Genomic DNA, 18,323 nt, shown 5'->3' with positions numbered 1-18,323 from the left:
GGTTCAGGCAGCCTTTGCTTTCTTTTCGATCTGGGCCAGGACTTCATCACTCCAGGCCTTGGGCGCCATCGGGAAGCCCAGCCGCGCACGGCTGTCCAGATAACCTTGCGCCACCGCACGGGCCAGATTGCGGATGCGGCCGATATAGGCGGCGCGCTCGGTCACGCTGATCGCGCCGCGTGCGTCCAGCAGGTTGAAGCTGTGGCCGGCCTTGAGCAACTGCTCATAGGCGGGCAGCGCCAGTTGCTGCTCCATCAGATGCTTGGATTGCTTCTCATGCGCCGCAAATGCGGTCAGAAGGAACTCGACGTCACTGTGCTCGAAGTTATAGGTCGATTGCTCGACCTCGTTCTGATGGAACACATCGCCGTATTTCAATCCGGGGGTGTATTCCAGGTCATAGACCGATTCGACGCCCTGCAAATACATCGCCAGTCGCTCCAGCCCATAGGTGATCTCGCCGGTGATCGGTTTGCAGTCGATGCCGCCAACCTGCTGGAAGTAGGTGAACTGCGTCACCTCCATGCCGTTGAGCCAAACCTCCCAGCCCAGGCCCCAGCAACCCAGGGTCGGGTTTTCCCAATCGTCCTCAACGAAGCGCACATCGTTCTTTTTCAGATCGAAGCCGAGTGCCTCCAGCGAGCCGAGATAAAGCTCCAGGATATTGGCCGGGGCCGGCTTGAGCACGACCTGGTACTGGTAGTAATGCTGGAGGCGGTTCGGGTTTTCGCCGTAGCGGCCGTCCTTGGGCCTGCGGCTGGGCTGCACATAGGCGGCCTTCCAGGGCTCGGGGCCGATCGCGCGCAGAAAGGTCGCGGTGTGGCTGGTGCCGGCGCCGACCTCCATGTCGAAGGGTTGCAAAAGAGCGCAGCCCTGCTTGGACCAATAGTCCTGCAGGGTCAAAATGATTTGCTGGAAGCTCAGCATGTGAATAGATGTTTGCCAGTGATTGAGGAAAACCGCCCAAGATGAGCGGATATTGCGCCCGATTCTACGAGGCGCGGCGACGCCACCACGCCAAACCCAGCACGAGCGTCACCGCAAGCCACAACGGCCATTGCCCAAACGCCTGCAGCCAGCGCGCATAGGGCGTGCTGCCGCTGCGCCCCTCGACCTCCGCCTCCAGCAGGCCGGCGACGGCCGGAGCCAGCCTTGCCGTGACAAGACCACGGTGGTTGACCACGGCCGTCGCGCCGGTATTGGTGGCCCGAATCACCGGGCGCTGAAACTCCAAAGCGCGCATCTGCGAGAACTGCAAATGCTGGTCTTGCACCATCAAGGTCCCGAACCAGGCCAGGTTGCTGACGTTGACCAACAGGGTGGCGGCCTGCTCACCCACCACGCTGCCGACAAAGTCCTCGCCGAACAGATCTTCATAGCAAATAAGGGGACGCAAACGCTGGCCCGCCACATCAAAGCTGCGCTGATGCTGGCCGCGTGCCTGGTCATCCAGGGGGATACGCAAGGCGCTGACAAACCAATGGAAACCGGGCGGTATGAACTCGCCAAAAGGCAGCAAATGGCGCTTGCCGTAGTCGTAAGCCTGGGGGCCACCAAAGCCGACCAGCGAATTGACATAGCCGCGCCGCTCGTCGCCCAGAAAACTGCCCAGCAGAATTGGCCGCTGCTGTGCCACCCGCTCCATGCGCTGGAGGAAGACCGCGTCCAGATAGTCCAACGGCAGCGGCACCACCGACTCCGGCGTGACGACGACCTGGCCACGCGCGGCCTCGATCTGCAGCGCCAGGCGTTCCAGATTGGCATCCATCAAATCGCGGTCGAATTTTTGATCCTGCGCCACATTGGGTTGCAGCAAGCTGACCCGCAAGACCCCCGTGCTGCGGCTGAAGTCTTGCGGCAGCAAGCTGCCCAAACCCAGCAGCGCCAGCATCGCCGCGGCTGGGCGCCAGCTACCCAGGCTCAAGCCCGCCAGCGCCAAGGCGATGGCCGCTGCCAGCGCGCTGATGCCGTAAACACCGATCCAAGGGGCCCAAGCGGCCAGCGGCCCCACCGTATGGGCATAGCCGGCCGCGATCCAGGGGAAGCCGGTCAGCAGCGTCGCCCGGCCCAGCTCGGCCAGCAGCCAGCAAGCCGACCAAACCGCCATGCGCCAAAACGGCTTGGCATCGGGCGCCGTCAAGCGCGCCGCCAAGGCCATCGCGCCGGCGTAGTAGCAGCTCAAAAAGGCCGCCAGCAAGAGCACGGCGATGGCCGCAAGCGGCCAAGGCAGATGGCCGAACTGGTGCAGGCTGACGTGGATCCACCAAAAGCCAGAACTCATCCACGCCAGGCCAAACAGGCCGCCCAGCAAGGCTGCTTGGCGCGGCGTGGCGGACCAAGTCAGCCTCGCCAACAATGCCAGCGCAAAAATCTGCAGATACCAAGCCTCAAGCGGGGCAAATGCCGCGGTGTGGATCACGCCGGCCAGCAAGACCAGCGGAGCGGCAAATCGAAGACGCATCAAGCAGAGGGCTTGGCGGCGCGGGTTACCTTGAACCAGCGCACCGAGCCGCCACGCGTCAGCATCACCGAAAAGCGCAGGCCGCCGACCTCGACCACCTCGCCGCGCCTTGGCACATGGCCATGATGCTGGGCGATCAGGCCGCCGATAGTGTCAAAGTCTTCTTCGGAAAAATCCGTCTCGAACGACTGATTGACCGCGGCGATCGTGGTGTCGCCGGCCACGCGCTGGCTGCCATCGGCCAGGGTGTAGATGCTGGATTCACCGTCCTTGTCATCGAATTCATCTTCGATTTCGCCGACGATTTCTTCCAGCACATCCTCGATCGTGATCAAGCCGGCGTTGTTGCCGAATTCATCGACGACGATGGCCAGGTGGTTGCGGTTCGAGCGGAAATCACGCAGCAGCTCATTCAAGCCCTTGCTCTCGGGCACAAAGCTGGCCGGACGCAACAGCGCACGCAGGTTCAATTCGGGGGCGCGCTGGATTTTCAATAAATCCTTGGCCAGCAAGATGCCGATGATGTTGTCGCGCTGACCATCAAACACCGGGAAGCGCGAATGGCCGGCGTCGATCACGCTGGCCAGCAGTTCTTCGTAGGGTGCGTCGATGTCCAGCAGGTCCATGCGCGGCGCGGCGACCATCGCGTCACCGGCACTCAGCTCGGCCATGCGCAACACGCCTTCGAGCATTTGCAGCGACTCCGGCTCGATCAGCTCCCGCTGTTCGGCGTCGGCCAAGGTCTCCATCAACTCGGACTTGGAATCCGGCCCGGGATGAAGAAACTCGAACATGCGCTCGAACAGATTGCGCGCATGGCCACGCGGATGCGCGGTTTGTTTTTGGCCCCCTCGGTGAGAGGGCTTAATAGGATTGGGGTCAGACACTGGGACGGGCGTGTCGTAGTTGCACAGGGGCACAGAATAACCGATTGACATGACCGCCCTCTTGCAGGACAGTCACCCGCCCCCATGTTGCGGGCTAGATTTCTTTTAGCGCCTTACTCGCTCCCAAGCCTGCTCATCATGTCAAACCCACAAAAAGGTCTCATCCCCGTCACCATCTTGACGGGCTTCTTAGGCTCCGGCAAAACCACCTTGCTCAAGCGCATCTTGACCGAGGCCCATGGGCAGAAGATTGCCGTGATCGAGAATGAATTCGGTGAAGAAGATATCGACACCGAGATCCTCGTCGCCGATACCGAAGAGCAAATCATTCAAATGAATAACGGCTGCGTGTGCTGCACGATTCGCGAGGATTTGCGCACCACGCTGTCGGACCTGGCCGCCAAGCGTCGCAAGGGTGATTTGAAATTTGACCGCGTCGTGATTGAGACTACCGGTCTGGCCGACCCCGGCCCGGTGGCGCAGACCTTCTTCATGGACGACGAGATCGCCGAGAGCTATCTGCTGGACTCAATCTTGACCCTGGTCGACGCGGTTCATGCCGAAGAGCAACTCAATACCCGCCAGGAGGCGCGCCGTCAGATCGGTTTCGCTGACCAAATCTTCATCAGCAAGGCCGACTTGGCCCAACCCGAGGCCGTCGCGGCGCTGTCGCACCGGATCAAGCATATGAACCCGCGTGCGCCGCAGCAGCAGGCTCATTTCGGCGAGGTGGCGCTGTCCAAGGTGTTCGATCTGCGCGGCTTCAATCTGAATGCCAAGCTGGAGATCGACCCGGACTTCTTGACCATCGAAGCGCCCCATGACCACGACCATGAGCATGGGGAGCATTGCGATCACCCGCACCACCATGTCCACGACGATGATGTGAAGTCCTTTGTCTTCAAGTCGGACAAGCCCTTCAACCCGGCCAAGCTGGAAGATTTTTTGGGCGCCATCGTGCAGGTCTACGGCCCGAAGATGCTGCGCTATAAAGGTGTGCTTTATATGAAAGGCACCGATAAACGTGTAATTTTCCAGGGAGTCCACCAGTTAATGGGCTCCGACCTGGGTCCGAAATGGATGCCAGGAGAGAAAAAGGCGAGCAAAATGGTTTTCATCGGCATTGATCTGCCCAAGGAAATTTTGCTTCAGGGTATGGAAGGCTGTTTGGCCTGAAACTTTGGGCCAAACTTCGCAAATTGTCTTGAAGGGCGTCGCAGTATCGTGACTACAATGCGCGGCGCCCAAAATGCGAACAAAGCTGGTCCCGATTGATATCTGAATGACAAACTCGAACGAGTTGTTGCTTAGAGATGTTTGTGCGAGGAGAGAACCGTGAGCAAGACCCAGGCCCCAAAATCCGCCGTTGCGACCGAGCTCGAGCCTAACCAGGCTGGAGCAGAGTCCCGTCCCGTCACCAAAGCGGGCAAGACCTCGTCCAAAGCCAAGACCGAGGCCGCAGATCAGCCCGCCCTTGCCACCATCGAGGCCAGCCCTCCCCCGACCGGAAACAGCCGCTTCGCTGACCGATTCGCTCCCCCGAAGCCGCCCACCAGACAGATGAATACGCCCGTGATTGAAAGCCCCCGCACCGCCGCCAAGTCCGACCCCAAGTTGGTCAACGCTTGGAAGACCAAGACCGGCTCCGAATTGACCGATGCCGAAGTGCTGGCCATGCCAGAGACCGAGTACATGGGAGCCAAACAGATCGAGTTCTTCCGCGCCAAGTTGACCGAGTTGAAGAACGGTGTGTTGTCGAATGCCGGTGAGACCACCGAGCATTTGCGCGAAGACACCTCCATCGTGCCCGACCCGGCCGACCGCGCCACCATCGAGGAAGAACATGCCTTGGAATTGCGCACGCGCGACCGCGAGCGCAAGTTGCTGAAGAAGATCATTCAGTCGCTGGCTCGTTTGGACAATGGCGAATATGGCTATTGCGACGAGACCGGTGAGCCCATCGGCCTGGGCCGTTTGATTGCCCGTCCGACCGCGTCGCTGTCGCTCGAAGCGCAGCAGCGCCGCGAGATGAAGCAGAAGATGTTTGGCGACTGAACAGCGCCGGGACGTTCAAACGAACGGTCATTCATTCGCCCAGTCCGATTCAAACCAAGGTCCAGCGCGCATGGCAGAACCGAAAGACGGCGAGAGCTTCTTCCGCAAGGTTGCGCGCTTTGTGGCCAATCCCACCAGCGACTGGGCGGAAATCAATTCCCGCCAGGACGACCCGGAAGGCGATCAGGCCAAGGCCGAGTTGCGCGCCATGGTGGATCGCAAGCGCCGCAATGATTTCGTGCGCAAGCGCGAGCTCGATATGCTGCGCCGCATTCGCCGCGAGGGCCTGACGCCGGAGCAACTGGCGATACTGGGGTCCTCGAACTCGCGCCTGGACGAGGTCGAACGTATCAGCGAACTGAATTCCAAGATCGACCTCGGCGTGAAGGCCAAAATCGACGAGATCGAGCAGCAAATGGCCGGCGAGGGCTACGCCACCACCCAGGCCCAAGGCCCACAAACCCAACGTCTTTTCGAGACCAGCACGACGCCGGCGCATTTCGCGCCGACTTCGACGGCTGACGCAGACGCGCCCAGAGTGAGTGAGTTCGCCTCGGCCGCCGAGGTTGATCGTTTGGAATCGGCGCCAACACCGGCCGCCTTCGTGATGGGGGCCGGCATGTCGCCTCTATCGGATGCCAAAGCCAGCGTGCTGCCGGCCATTGCCGACCTGCCGCCGCTCGAAATGACATTCGAGCCCAAGCCTACCGAAGAAGTCGCTCCGCCTTTGAGTTTCAGGGCCGCGCAGCAGGCCATGCCGGCCTTGCGCGAAGTGGTACATGACCCCGAGCTTGATGAGGCCGTGATCGCGTTCGCCAACGCCGATTATGAAAGTTGCGAGAACGCACTTAACAGCCTGATACGACCGGGCGGGCAGCGCAATTTGCAGGGCGAAACCTGGCTGGTGCTGTTTGACCATTTCCGCGCCACCGGCCAACAAGCCAAATTTGAAGCCCTAGCGCTGGACTACGCGCAGTTGTTCGGCCTATCGGCACCGCAGTGGTACTCAATGCCCAAGATGGCCGCCGAGGCTGCGCGCAGCGTGCGCGCACCCATGGGAGTCTCGAGCAACGTCAGTTGGTCCGCGCCCGAGTATCTGGTCGCCGAGTCGGTCCATCAATTGAAGACGCGTTGCCAGAACATGCCCATGCCCTGGGTGCTGGACTGGGCACCGTTGCGCCAACTCGATATCGAGGCCTGTGGACTTTTGCGGGAGTTGTTTCGCGACTGGGCAAAGCTGCCAGTCGATATGCGCTGGCTTGCCGGCGACGCTTTTTTGAACTTGCTCAGCGAGATGGCGCCGGTGGGCGTACGTGACGCCGACCCAGCATTGTGGATGCTGCGCCTGGAAGCGCTGCGCCTGGTCAATCGCCCCGATCAATTCGATGAAACCGCGATCGACTACTGCGTTACTTACGAGGTCTCGCCACCCAGCTGGGAGCGCAGCAATTGCCGGGTCCGGGTCAGCGGAGCCAGTCTTTCGACCCATGGGCCGGCAAGCAACACCGTGCAGACCGAGCAATCGACCAGTTTTCTGGAATCGCAGATGAACGAACATGCGCATTTGCCGGCCAGCGTTCAACTTGAGCTCAGCGGGCAGCTGAGCGGCGACATCTCGGAGACCCTGAGGCGTATGACGGCTGAAATGGGCGCCGCCACCATGATCAATGTCCATTGCCCCAAACTGATCCGCCTCGACTTCATGGCCGCAGGTGATCTGCTCAACTGGGTCTTGAGCCGCCGCGCCGAGAATCGCAGCGTCAGCTTCACCGACGCGCATCGCTTGGTGGCTTTGTTCTTTGTCGCCATGGGCATCAACGAACACGCCAAGATCAAGGTGCGCCAGCTATAGCCGACTGGGCTTGAAGCCACGCTCATTGGCCTCATCTGGATTCGCTATGGATCAACAATCTCCCCTCTTTCACGGCACCACCATCATCAGCGTGCGGCGTGCGACGGCCAGCGGCGGCATGCAGGTCGCCATCGGCGGCGATGGCCAGGTCACCCTGGGCACCATTGTCGTCAAGGCGAGCGCCCGCAAGGTGCGCAAGCTGCACCGTGACCAGGTGCTGGCCGGTTTTGCCGGCGCCACCGCCGACGCCTTCACGCTGTTCGAGCGCTTCGAGGCCAAGCTTGAAAAGCATCAAGGCCACCTGACCCGAGCCGCCGTCGAGCTGACCAAGGACTGGCGCACCGATCGCGTGCTGCGCCGGCTCGAAGCGATGCTGGTCGTCGCCGACCGGACTGCCTCCTTGATCATCACCGGCAATGGCGATGTGCTGGAGCCCGAGTTGGGCATCGCGGCGATCGGCTCCGGCGGCGCCTATGCGCAGGCCGCCGCCCGCGCGCTGCTCAAGCACAGCGAATTGACGGCGTCCGATATCGTCAAGCAGTCGCTCGAAATCGCTGGCGACCTATGCATTTACACCAACCAGAACCATACGATTGAGACGCTGGAATGAGCAGCATGACCCCGCAAGAGATCGTCTCCGAACTCGATCAGCACATCGTCGGCCAGAACGCCGCCAAGCGCGCGGTGGCCATCGCGATGCGCAATCGCTGGCGCCGTCAGCAGGTTGATGAAAAGCTGCGCGGCGAGATCACGCCCAAGAACATCCTGATGATTGGCCCCACCGGCGTTGGCAAGACCGAAATCGCACGCCGCCTGGCCAAGCTCGCCGGCGCCCCCTTTATCAAGGTCGAGGCGACCAAGTTCACCGAGGTCGGCTATGTCGGCAAGGACGTCGACTCCATCATCCGCGATCTGATCGATATGGCGGTCAAGCAGGAACGCGAAGTGCAGATGAAGCGCCAGCGTGTGCGCGCCGAAGACGCCGCCGAGGACCGCGTGCTGGACATCCTGGTGCCCGGCAGTTCCACCACCAACGAGGCGGACAACACCGCGCGCCAGATCATGCGCAAGCGCTTGCGCGAGGGCAGCATGGCCGAGAAGGAGATCGAGATCGATCTGCTCGAGGCCAAGCCGACGATGGAAATTCTCGGCCCCATGGGTCAGCCCGGCATGGAGGAAATGGCCGAGCAACTGAAAGGCATGTTCTCGCAGCTGGGCGCGGGCAAAAAGAAAACCCGCAAGCTCAAAATCGCCGACGCGATCAAGCATCTGGTCGAAGAAGAAGCGGCCAAGCTGCTGAACGAAGACGAGATCAAGGCCGCCGCCTTGCACAGCGCGCAGGAGATGGGCATTGTCTTCATCGACGAGATCGACAAGGTCTGCTCGCGCTCCGACTCGGGCTCCGCTGAGGTTTCGCGTCAGGGCGTGCAGCGCGATCTGCTGCCGCTGGTCGAAGGCACCACCGTCAACACCAAATACGGCATGGTCAAGACCGACCATATGCTCTTCATCGCCTCGGGCGCCTTCCATTTGGCCAAGCCAAGCGATTTGATCCCCGAGCTGCAGGGCCGCTTCCCGATCCGGGTCGAGTTGAGCTCGTTGTCGGTCGACGACTTCGAGGCGATTCTGTGCAGCACGCACGCCAGCCTGGTCAAGCAATACCAGGCGCTGCTGGCAACCGAAGACGTAACGCTGGAATTGAGCGCTGACGGCATCCGCCGCCTGGCCGAGATCGCCTTCGAAGTCAACGAGCGCACCGAGAATATCGGCGCGCGCCGCTTGGCCACGGTGATGGAGCGTCTGCTCGACGAGATCAGCTTCGATGCACCCAATCTGGCCAGGCAAACGGTCAGACTGAGCGCAGCCGAGGTCGACGCCAAGCTCGGCGAGTTGGCGAAGAACGAAGACTTGTCGAGATTCATCCTCTAAGCGCCCCGCTACGCCGTCTTGATTGACATCAAGCCATGCCCGGCATGTCGGGACTAAGCTTCGCCCCCATGCCACACCGACTTAGTACCCGCACCTGGGGGCTGGCCCGCCCGCCCGCCATGAATGCCGCCGCGCTGCGCACCGAAAAACGCTGGCGCTGGCCGGTCTTGATCGGCCTGCTGTGCACGATCCCAGCCTTCTATATCGAGTTGCTGGAGAACCTGCCAACGCCGCTGGCCGTGGGCATCTATTTGGGCGCGGCCGGGATGATCCTGCTGTCGCTGAGCTTGGTCGCAAGCCAAGTCAGCCACAAACAGCAATACCTGCGCAGCAACGCAATGGATCTGGTGCTGGCCGCCGGCTTGGTGGCGGCCGCGCTGTTGCCGCCGAGTGTCCATTCCCAACTGGCGCTGGGGCTGCGCTTGTTCGTCGCCATGCTGACCCTGGTGCACATGGCCTGGGCGATCAAATTCTGGGTCACGCGCGGCGGCCTGGGCTATTTGCTCGCGCTGGCGATGCTGGTCTTGTTTTTTTGCGGCGTTGGCTTTTGGGCGCTCGAGCCGCGTGTGCACAGCTTGGGCGATGGGCTCTGGCTGGCCTTTACGACCGCCGCTACGGTCGGTTATGGTGACATCGTGCCAACCACGCCGGCAGCCAAGATCTTCTCGGTCTTCGTCGTCTTGCTCGGTTATGCGGTGCTATCGCTGGTGACAGCGGCGATCGCGTCCTTCTGGGTCGAAAGCTCGGAGCGCCGCATGGAGCAGGACATCCTCAGAGATATGCACGCGCAATTGCGCAGCGTACATGAGGAGCTGGCGGCGCTGAAGGATGAGCTGAAACGGCTAAGAGGCTAAAGCGCAAGTCGGTGCGATTGCAGCGCCAGCATGCCGTCGAAGATCAGCGAGTCGACCAGCTCATGTTCGATCTCCAGCGTCGGCGCAACCTTCCAGGCGGCGCCGCCGGTCATCAGCGTTAGCGGTGCGTTACCGACCTTCTGCGTCAGATGCCTGTGCATGCGCTCGATCGCGCCGGTAATCGCGAAGGTGCCGCCGCTGGTCAAGGCGTCCGAGGTATTGGTGGGGAAGTCGCGCACCTCGCCGGTGGGCACGCGCAGACCGGCCGTACCGCCCTCCAAGGCCCGCAACATGATGCCGTGGCCGGGCATGATGATGCCGCCGATGAATTGACCGCTCGCGTCCAGCGCATCAACGGTGACCGCCGTGCCTATCATCACCACCAGCGCCGCACTCGGTTCGGCCCCCTTGGCCCGCTGCAGCACATGCGAACGTGCCCCGATCAAGGCCACAAACCTGTCAACGCCAAGCCGGCCGGGATGGTCATAGCCATTGCTGACACCGCCGGCATGGCCGCTGGACACCACCCAGCGTGGTTCCTGATCCCACAGCTCGAGCTGTTCCTCGACCCGCCTGCGCACGGCGTCACCCGCCACATTGCAGCCCAGCACGCTGTGCGGCGCAGGCAGGCCGCGCCAATCGCTGTCGGCCAAGGTTTCGATGGTTTCGAGGAACACCGCACCATGTGCCAGCAGCACCGCACCCGGCTGTGGTGATGCGTAAAGCGCCCATTTGAGGCGGGTATTGCCGATGTCGATGGCCAAGAAGCTCATGAGGCGGGTGAAGATAAGCTGACAAAGGCCGCCAGCCTAACAGCTCTCGGGCTGCCTCTGCGGCACAGGCCAGAAGTTTGGGTCCTTGGCGCTGCCACCGTTCATGTTCGGGCGCCGCAAACAAGGCCTGCAAATCGACGGCTTGAAGGCTTTTGCAGGCCCTGGCGTCTATGCCTCGGGGTCACGGGAAGCGAGCTCGACCAAGCGGCGCAGCGCCGGCAAGCAGGAGCCGCATTGAGTGCCGCAGCGCAGCTTGGACTGCAAGGACCGCAGTCGCTCGCCCGGCCCGCCGGCGCAGACTTTCAATTGAGTGAGTATGTGCTGCTCGGATACATCGAAACAGTTGCAGACCTGCGGGCTGGGCGGGGCCAGGTCTTGCGGCGCAGCGGCCTCGGGCGCCAGCAGCCTGCGGCCATGCGGGGCCACCAAGGCGGCGTCACGCCAAAGTTGTTGAATCCAAGCACCCTCACCGGCCTCGCCCACGCGCAGCAGCGCTTGCAGGCGGGCCTCGGGGCCCACGCCGTCAAGCAAAAGCAGCCGCGTGCGGCCGCGCTGGGCGTCGGCATAACGCAGCAGATTGACGCCCTGCAGCTTCAGCAGCGCAGCAATCCGCGCGACCAATTCAGGCGCCGGCGGCGAGGCAAGCGCGGCCTCGAAAGACCAACCCTCTTTGCCGGCCTGAGCCGGCACCGGCACGCAATGCGCATAGTCGAACTCAGGCATCAAGCCGCGCAAGGCCAGCCCTATCGCAGCCGCATCGGCCGGCGCTACCCAAGCTGCCGCGCTCAGGCGCCAAGGCAAATCCAGGCGTTTGATATCCACCGCAGTGAATTTCAATTCAGGCTGCTTTGAGTCGGGGCAAAAAATCGGCTGAGTCAGCCCGTTCACGCCCAGCAAGGCCTGACCCTCTGCACCTCGCCCGGAGATGAACTCCTGGCCCCAGTGCATGGCCAGATCGGCTTGCGCCGGGCTAATGCCGGCGTCTCCCCGCAGGGCCACGGCCATTTCACCGCGACGCGAGCGAATTCGCACCAGGTCGCCATCCTTGAGCCCCCGGCGCGGCAGGTCTTGCGGGTTCATGCGCAAGACCGGCGCGGCCTCATGGCCGAACAAGCGGCTGGCCAGGCCGCTGCGGCTCATGCCGTGCCATTGATCGCGCAGGCGGCTGGTCGTCAAGCCAAAAGGAAAGCGCGCGTCGACGGCCTCGGCACAGGCCTGGTAAGGCTTGGCAATAAAGCGCGCGCGGCCATCGGGCGTGGCGAAGCGCCCATCTTCGTACAGCCGAGCAAGGCCTTGGGCCGCGCCTTCCGGGTACGGCCATTGCTGCGGGCCGGCGCTGTCAAGCAAGGCATAGCTGAGGCCGCAGATGTCGAGGTCGCGGCCACGGGTGGCCTCGCGATGCTCCAGCCACAGCGCCTCGCTGGTTTCAAAACCGAACAGGCTGGGGCGGCCGGGCCGCAGAACAGGCTCCAATAAACGCGCCACATCGCGCACGATCTGCCAATCTGGCCGCGCCTCACCCGGCGGAGCCATCGCGGCTCGCACGCGGCTGATGCGGCGCTCGCTGTTGGTGACGCTGCCTTCCTTCTCGCCCCAGGTGGCGGCCGGCAAGATTACATCGGCATAGGCGGCCGTGGCGGTGCCGGCAAAGCATTCTTGCAAGATCACCAGCTCGCAGCGTTCCAGCGCCCGCCGCACCAAGGCCTGGTCGGGCAGCGACTGCGCCGGGTTGGTACAAGCTATCCACAAGACCTTGATCTCTCCACGCGCGGCGGCCTCGAACAGCTCGACCGCCGTCTTGCCCGGCTTCACCGGCAAGTCGTCAACGCCCCACAAGGACGCGATTTCGGTGCGGTGAAGCGCGTCATTGGGATCGCGATGGCCGGGCAAGAGCGTCGCCATGCCGCCCACCTCGCGCCCACCCATAGCGTTGGGCTGACCCGTTAGCGAAAGCGGACCGGCACCGGGCCGGCCGATCTGCCCGGTGGCCAGGTGCAGATTGATCAGCGCAGTGTTCTTGGCCGTGCCGCTGCTGCTTTGGTTCAGCCCTTGGCAGTACAGCGACAGCGTGGCGGGCGAAGCTGCAAACCAGCGCGCGGCCTGCAACAGATCCGTCACGCTAATGCCGCAAATGCGCGCGGCCTGCGCCGGCGTCATGTCGCGCGCCAAGGCCTTCAGCTCGCCAAAGCCGGCCGTGTGGGCGTCGATAAAGGACTGATTGAGCAAGCCGTCCCAGATGCAGGCATGCAGCAACCCCAGGCACAGCGCCACATCGGTGCCGGGCAGGATTTGCAGATGCAGGTCGGCGAACTCGGCGCTCTCGGTGCGGCGCGGATCGACGACGATGATCTTCATGGCAGGCTTCGCGGCCTTGACCGCCTCCAGGCGCCGAAACAGGATGGGATGCGCCCAGGCCGGATTCGCACCGGTGATAAACACGCAGTCGGCCAGGTCCAGGTCTTCATAGCAGGCCGGCGGCGCGTCGGCGCCCAAGCTTTGCTTGTAGCCGACCACGGCCGAACTCATGCACAGGCGCGAATTGCTGTCGATATTGTTCGTGCCGACCAAGGCGCGGGCCAGCTTGTTGAAGGCGTGATAGTCCTCGGTCAGCAACTGGCCGGAGATGTAGAAACCGACCGAGTCGGGTCCATGCGCTTGGATGGTCGCGGCCAGTTTTTCGGCCACTTGCTTGTTGACAGCATCCCAGCTGCTCGCCTCCATGGGTGCAGTCCGTTCGGCCCGCAATGCCGGTTGCAGCAAGCGGCGGGTTTGCAGCACCACCGGCGCGGCGGTCAGGTGCAGGGTCGAGCCCTTGCTGCACAAGCGGCCGAAATTGGCCGGGTGCTCCGGATCACCGCGCACGCCGGTGATCGCACCGGCCTGGCTCTCGATGATCACCCCACAACCAACGCCGCAGTAAGGGCAGGTCGAACGCGTATCCATACCGGGCTCAGCAGCTGCGGGTGCAGGGTCCGGCCTTGATCGGCTCAAACTCGATGCCGACCGTCTCCAGCTCAAACTGGTTCAGCAAGACTTGACCCGCCTCCACCCTAACGCTGAACTTGGCCGTGCAACCCTCATCGGGCGCCTGCGCCTGGCCGCTGTCGAGTGCAATCGTCCAGTTGTGCAGCGGGCAGGCGACCTTGTTGCCGAACACGATGCCTTGGCTGAGCGGGCCGCCCTTGTGCGGGCAGCGGTCCAGGAGCGCAAACACGGCGTCATCACTGCTGCGAAACAAAGCGACTTGCGGTCCTTGGGCGCGCTGCACACGGCGCGAGCCCAGCACCGGGATGTCGTTGACCGCACAGATATTTTTCCATTCACTCATGGCGTTTCTTCCCCCTCTTTCTACAGCGCTTCAAACTGACGCAAATCGACCTTGGCCTTGTCGAATTCGAACCAAGGATCGGGCTCACCGGCGAGCGCGAATTGCAGCTGCGCCCACAGCGCGCGCCGGCCCTCAACATCCTCCAGAATCCGCTGCTTCACATAGTCCAGGCCGACCCGCGAAACGTAATGAACGGTGCGCTCCAGATACCAGCCCTCGGTGCGGTAGAGCTGCATGAAGGCGCCGGTGTACTCGAGCACCTCCTCGGCCGTCTTGAGCTTGACGAGAAACACCGCGACCTCGGTCTTGATGCCGCCATTGCCCGCCACGTACATTTCCCAGCCGCTGTCCACGCCGATGATGCCGACATCCTTGATGCCCGCCTCGGCGCAGTTGCGCGGGCAGCCCGAGACCGCGAACTTGACCTTGTGCGGCGCATACATGCCGACAAAAGCGCGCTCCAGGTCCTTGCCCATCTGCGTGCTGTCCTGCGTGCCCATGCGGCACCACTCACTACCGACACAGGTCTTGACCGTGCGCAGCGCCTTGGCATAGGCGTGGCCCGAGGGCATGCCGATGTCCTTCCAGACGCCGACCAGGTCTTCCTTCTTCACGCCCAGCAGGTCGATGCGCTGGCCGCCGGTGACCTTGACGGTGGGGATCTTGTACTTGTCCACCGCGTCGGCAATGCGGCGCAGCTCCGAGCTGTTGGTCTCGCCGCCCCACATGCGCGGGATCACCGAATAGGTGCCGTCCTTCTGGATATTGGCATGCGCTCGCTCATTGATGGCGCGGCTTTGCGGATCGTCTTGCGCCTCCTTCGGCCAGCTGGAGATCAGGTAATAGTTCAAGGCCGGGCGGCAGCTCGGGCAACCATTCGGGGTCTTCCAGGCCAAGGCTGTGTAGACGCTGTCCAGGCTGATCAGATGCTGCTTATTGATGGCGTCACGCACATCTTGATGGCTGAGATCGGTGCAAGCGCAAACCGCCTTTTTCTTCGGTGTGGCCGAATAGTCCCCGCCGGCGGTGAACATCAGCAACTGTTCGACCAGACCGGTGCAACTGCCGCAAGAGGCACTCGCCTTGGTGTGCTTGCGCACCTCCTCCAGCGTGAACAGGCCCTTCTCCTTGATCGCCTTGCAGATGCTGCCCTTGCTGACGCCATTGCAGCCGCAGACCTCGTCGGCATCCTGCATCGCGGCCGCTTTGTTGTGACCTTGATGGCCCACATCGCCGATATTGGACTCGCCGAACATCAGCTTGTCGCGGATGTCGGCCACCTTGCGGCCCTCGCGCAATAACTTGAAATACCAGGACCCATCGACGGTGTCGCCATACAGACATGCACCGACCAGCTGGTCGTTCTTGATCACGAGCTTTTTGTAGACCCCGGCAAAGGGGTCACTCATGACGATTTCTTCGAAGCCCTCGCCGCCGTTGAAGTCGCCGGCCGAAAACAGATCGATGCCGGTCACTTTCAACTTCGTGGACACCGAACTGCCGGTGTAGCGACCAATGCCAAACTGCGCCAGATGCGTGGCGCAAACCTTGCCCTGCTCGAACAGCGGCGCCACCAGGCCATAGGCGATGCCGCGATGCGCGGCGCATTCACCGACCGAGTAGATGCGCGGGTCGGTGGTGGTCTGCAGCGTGTCGCTGACGACGATGCCACGGCTGCAGTGGATGCCGGCGCTTTCCGCTAACGCCGTATTGGGACGGATTCCGGCGGCCATCACGACCAAGTCGGCCGGGATCTCGCTGCCGTCTTTGAACTGCACTGCCATCACCCTGCCGTCTTTGCCGCCGATCAAGGCCTGCGTCTGCGCGCCGAGCTTGAACTTCAGGCCGCGCGCCTGCAGCGATTTGCGCAAGAGGTCACCGGCCACATCATCGAGCTGGCGCTCCATCAGCCAGTCGCCGATGTGAACCACCGTCACCTGCATGCCCCGCAGCATCAGACCGTTAGCGGCCTCCAGGCCCAGCAGGCCGCCGCCGATCACGACCGCGTGCTGGTACTTGGTCGCGGCATCGATCATCGCATTGGTGTCGGCGATGTCGCGATAAGCGATCACGCCGTCCAGATCCTTGCCGGGGATGGGCAGGATGAAGGGCGTGGAGCCGGTGGCGATCAGCAGGCGGTCGTAATCGGCCTCGGTCCCGTCCGACGCGATGACCTTGCGGCGCACCCGGTCGATCTGCGTGACCGTCTTGCCCAGATGCAGGGTGATGTTGTTGTCCGCATACCAGTCAAGCGGATTGAGGATGATCTCCGCTATCGTCTGCTCACCGGCCAGCACCGGGCTCAGCAGGATGCGGTTGTAGTTGGGGTGCGGCTCGGCACCGAAGACGGTGATGTCGTAGAGATCCGGCGCCATCTTGAGCAGCTCTTCCAGCGTGCGTACGCCGGCCATGCCGTTGCCGATCAACACCAGTTTCTGCTTGGGGCCAAGGAACTTGCTTGACGCATTCATGCCAGCACCTCGCTGCGGGAATCCTTGGCGTGACGGGTATAGAGAAAGTCGATCACCGCCTTGCGCGCCGCGATATAGGTGGCGCTCTCGGCCAGCTCAACGCGCTTGCGTGGCCGCGGCAGATCGACGCTGAGGATCTCGCCAATGGTCGCCGCCGGGCCGTTGCTCATCATCACGATGCGGTCGCTCAAGAGCACCGCCTCGTCCACGTCATGCGTGACCATCACCACCGTGCTCTGCGTCGCGGCGACGATCTTCAGCAACTCGTCCTGCAGATGGGCGCGGGTCAGCGCGTCGAGCGCGCCGAAGGGCTCGTCCATCAAGAGGACCTTGGGTTGCATGGCCAGCGCGCGGGCGATGCCGATGCGCTGCTTCATGCCGCCGGAAATCTCATGCGGGCGCTTATGCGTCGCGTGGCTCATGCCGACCAGCTCCAGCGCGGCCTCGGTGCGCTCAATCAGTTTGGGCTTGAATTCGCGCTTGCCGAACACCGACTCGACACCCAGGTAGACGTTCTCGAAGCAAGACAGCCAAGGCAAGAGCGAATGGTTCTGGAACACCACCGCGCGCTCCGGCCCGGGCTCGGAGATCTCGCGGTTGTCACACAGCAGCACGCCGCTCGTGGGCCGCAATAGCCCGGCGATCAGGTTCAGCAGCGTCGACTTGCCGCAGCCCGAATGGCCAATCAAGGTGATGAACTCGCCGCGCTGTACCTGCAAGTCAATCTTGCTAAGCGCGTGGAAAGAGCCCTTGCGGGTGTTGAAGACCATCTCGGCCGCTTGCACTTCAATGAAAGCTTTTATCGTCGTCATCGCATCAGTCCTCGAAAGAGAAGCGTTTGGCCAGCGCCATCAAGACCCATTCCAGCGCCAAGCCGACGATGCCGATGACGAAGATGGCGATGATGATGTGGGCGACATTGAGGTTATTCCATTCGTCCCAGACCCAGAAGCCTATGCCGACGCCGCCGGTCAGCATCTCGGCCGCCACGATCACCAGCCAGGCGGTGCCGACCGAAAGCCGCACGCCGGTCAGGATGTAGGGCAGCACGGCCGGCAAGAGGATGCGGGTGATAACTTTCCATTCAGAGAGCTTCAAAACCCGCGCCACGTTCAAATAATCCTCGGGCACACGCTGCACGCCGACCGCCGTGTTGACCACCATCGGCCAGATCGAGCAGATGAAAATGGTCCAGATCGCGGCCGGGTTGGCGCTCTTGAACACCAGCAAGCCGATCGGCAGCCAGGCCAGCGGCGAGACCGGCTTGAGCAGGCTGATCAAGGGCGAGATCATCCGGCTGGCGAACTCGAAGCGGCCGATGATGAAGCCCAGCGGGATGCCGACCAGCGCCGCCAAGCCGAAGCCCAGCGCGACCCGCTGCAGCGAGGCCAGGATGTTCCAGCCTATGCCTTGATCGTTCGGGCCGTTGCTGCGCAACGGGTCGGCGAACAGCTTGACGGCGGCATCGAAGGTCGCAGTGGGCGTTGGAAAGGGCCCGCCTTTCTGCGTCGCCAGCGCCCAGATGCCAACCAGCAGCGCCAAGCCCAGTACTGGCGGCAGCACGCGCAGCCAGACGCCGCGCCAATCTATTGGCATCCGTGTAGTTGGCGGTTTTGCAAGCGCCTTCTGAGGCGGAGCAACAGGCGGCTTGATCAGCTCGATGCTGACATCACGCGGCGAATGGAAGACTGCACTGACCATGATGGCTTGCTC

Annotated in this window: 15 protein-coding genes; 6 read left to right on the top strand and 9 right to left on the bottom strand. The window is 62.7% G+C overall.

The window, feature by feature from the left end; translation table 11 throughout:
• Nucleotides 1-3: 3 nt before the first annotated feature.
• From glyQ to LNV07_RS16995, 3 genes are all read right to left on the bottom strand, one after another.
• Nucleotides 4-927, bottom strand: coding sequence for a glycine--tRNA ligase subunit alpha (glyQ, locus tag LNV07_RS17005; RefSeq protein ID WP_263572355.1), 924 nt, complete (start codon nt 925-927; stop codon nt 4-6).
• A gap of 64 nt (nt 928-991) precedes the next feature.
• On the bottom strand, nt 992-2,461 hold the full coding sequence (gene lnt / locus LNV07_RS17000) for an apolipoprotein N-acyltransferase (protein WP_263572354.1): 1,470 nt from the start codon (nt 2,459-2,461) through the stop codon (nt 992-994).
• Nucleotides 2,461-3,348 carry an HlyC/CorC family transporter gene (locus LNV07_RS16995; RefSeq protein ID WP_397545576.1) on the bottom strand — a complete coding sequence of 296 codons (888 nt, stop codon included), beginning with the start codon at nt 3,346-3,348 and terminating at the stop codon, nt 2,461-2,463. The genes lnt and LNV07_RS16995 overlap by 1 nt, the downstream gene beginning before the upstream one ends.
• A 138-nt stretch (nt 3,349-3,486) precedes the next feature.
• On the opposite strand from LNV07_RS16995, the gene LNV07_RS16990 reads away from it, so the two are divergent.
• From LNV07_RS16990 to LNV07_RS16965, 6 genes are all read left to right on the top strand, one after another.
• Nucleotides 3,487-4,524: a CobW family GTP-binding protein gene (locus LNV07_RS16990; RefSeq protein WP_263572352.1), complete on the top strand. Its 1,038-nt coding sequence runs from the start codon at nt 3,487-3,489 to the stop codon at nt 4,522-4,524.
• 159 nt (nt 4,525-4,683) lie between these two features.
• The gene (gene dksA / locus LNV07_RS16985; protein WP_409993995.1) at nt 4,684-5,403 is read left to right on the top strand and encodes an RNA polymerase-binding protein DksA; all 720 of its coding nucleotides are present in this window, start codon (nt 4,684-4,686) and stop codon (nt 5,401-5,403) included.
• 70 nt (nt 5,404-5,473) lie between these two features.
• Nucleotides 5,474-7,255, top strand: a complete 1,782-nt coding sequence (locus LNV07_RS16980; RefSeq protein ID WP_263572350.1) for a hypothetical protein — start codon at nt 5,474-5,476, stop codon at nt 7,253-7,255.
• A 46-nt stretch (nt 7,256-7,301) separates the two neighbouring features.
• Nucleotides 7,302-7,865 (top strand): ATP-dependent protease subunit HslV, encoded by a 564-nt coding sequence (gene hslV, locus LNV07_RS16975; protein WP_263572349.1) that lies wholly within the window; start codon nt 7,302-7,304, stop codon nt 7,863-7,865.
• Nucleotides 7,862-9,184 (top strand): ATP-dependent protease ATPase subunit HslU, encoded by a 1,323-nt coding sequence (gene hslU / locus LNV07_RS16970; RefSeq protein WP_263572348.1) that lies wholly within the window; start codon nt 7,862-7,864, stop codon nt 9,182-9,184. Before hslV ends, hslU begins: the two co-directional genes overlap by 4 nt.
• Before the next feature lie 68 nt (nt 9,185-9,252).
• Nucleotides 9,253-10,038 carry a potassium channel family protein gene (locus LNV07_RS16965; protein WP_263572347.1) on the top strand — a complete coding sequence of 262 codons (786 nt, stop codon included), beginning with the start codon at nt 9,253-9,255 and terminating at the stop codon, nt 10,036-10,038.
• Here the strand turns inward: LNV07_RS16965 and LNV07_RS16960 are convergent.
• The 6 genes from LNV07_RS16960 to ntrB form a co-directional block, all read right to left on the bottom strand.
• A complete protein-coding gene (locus tag LNV07_RS16960; protein ID WP_263572346.1) occupies nt 10,035-10,811 on the bottom strand; it encodes a type III pantothenate kinase in 777 nt (258 codons plus the stop codon). The two genes, LNV07_RS16965 and LNV07_RS16960, sit on opposite strands and share 4 nt — an antisense overlap.
• Before the next feature lie 168 nt (nt 10,812-10,979).
• Nucleotides 10,980-13,754: a nitrate reductase gene (locus LNV07_RS16955; protein ID WP_263572345.1), complete on the bottom strand. Its 2,775-nt coding sequence runs from the start codon at nt 13,752-13,754 to the stop codon at nt 10,980-10,982.
• A 7-nt stretch (nt 13,755-13,761) separates the two neighbouring features.
• The gene (nirD, locus tag LNV07_RS16950; protein WP_263572344.1) at nt 13,762-14,139 is read right to left on the bottom strand and encodes a nitrite reductase small subunit NirD; all 378 of its coding nucleotides are present in this window, start codon (nt 14,137-14,139) and stop codon (nt 13,762-13,764) included.
• Nucleotides 14,140-14,159: 20 nt separating this feature from the next.
• Complete coding sequence (nirB, locus tag LNV07_RS16945) at nt 14,160-16,610, bottom strand: nitrite reductase large subunit NirB (RefSeq protein ID WP_263572343.1); 2,451 nt, start codon at nt 16,608-16,610, stop codon at nt 14,160-14,162.
• Nucleotides 16,607-17,422, bottom strand: a complete 816-nt coding sequence (locus LNV07_RS16940) for an ABC transporter ATP-binding protein (protein ID WP_263572342.1) — start codon at nt 17,420-17,422, stop codon at nt 16,607-16,609. The genes nirB and LNV07_RS16940 overlap by 4 nt, the downstream gene beginning before the upstream one ends.
• Nucleotides 17,423-17,426: 4 nt before the next feature.
• A complete protein-coding gene (ntrB, locus tag LNV07_RS16935) occupies nt 17,427-18,311 on the bottom strand; it encodes a nitrate ABC transporter permease (RefSeq protein ID WP_263572341.1) in 885 nt (294 codons plus the stop codon).
• Nucleotides 18,312-18,323 lie beyond the last annotated feature (12 nt).

The organism is Roseateles oligotrophus (genome assembly GCF_025717515.1).
Lineage (GTDB): Bacteria > Pseudomonadota > Gammaproteobacteria > Burkholderiales > Burkholderiaceae_C > Paucibacter_A > Paucibacter_A oligotrophus.
This window is presented reverse-complemented; position numbering and strand designations above follow the sequence as displayed.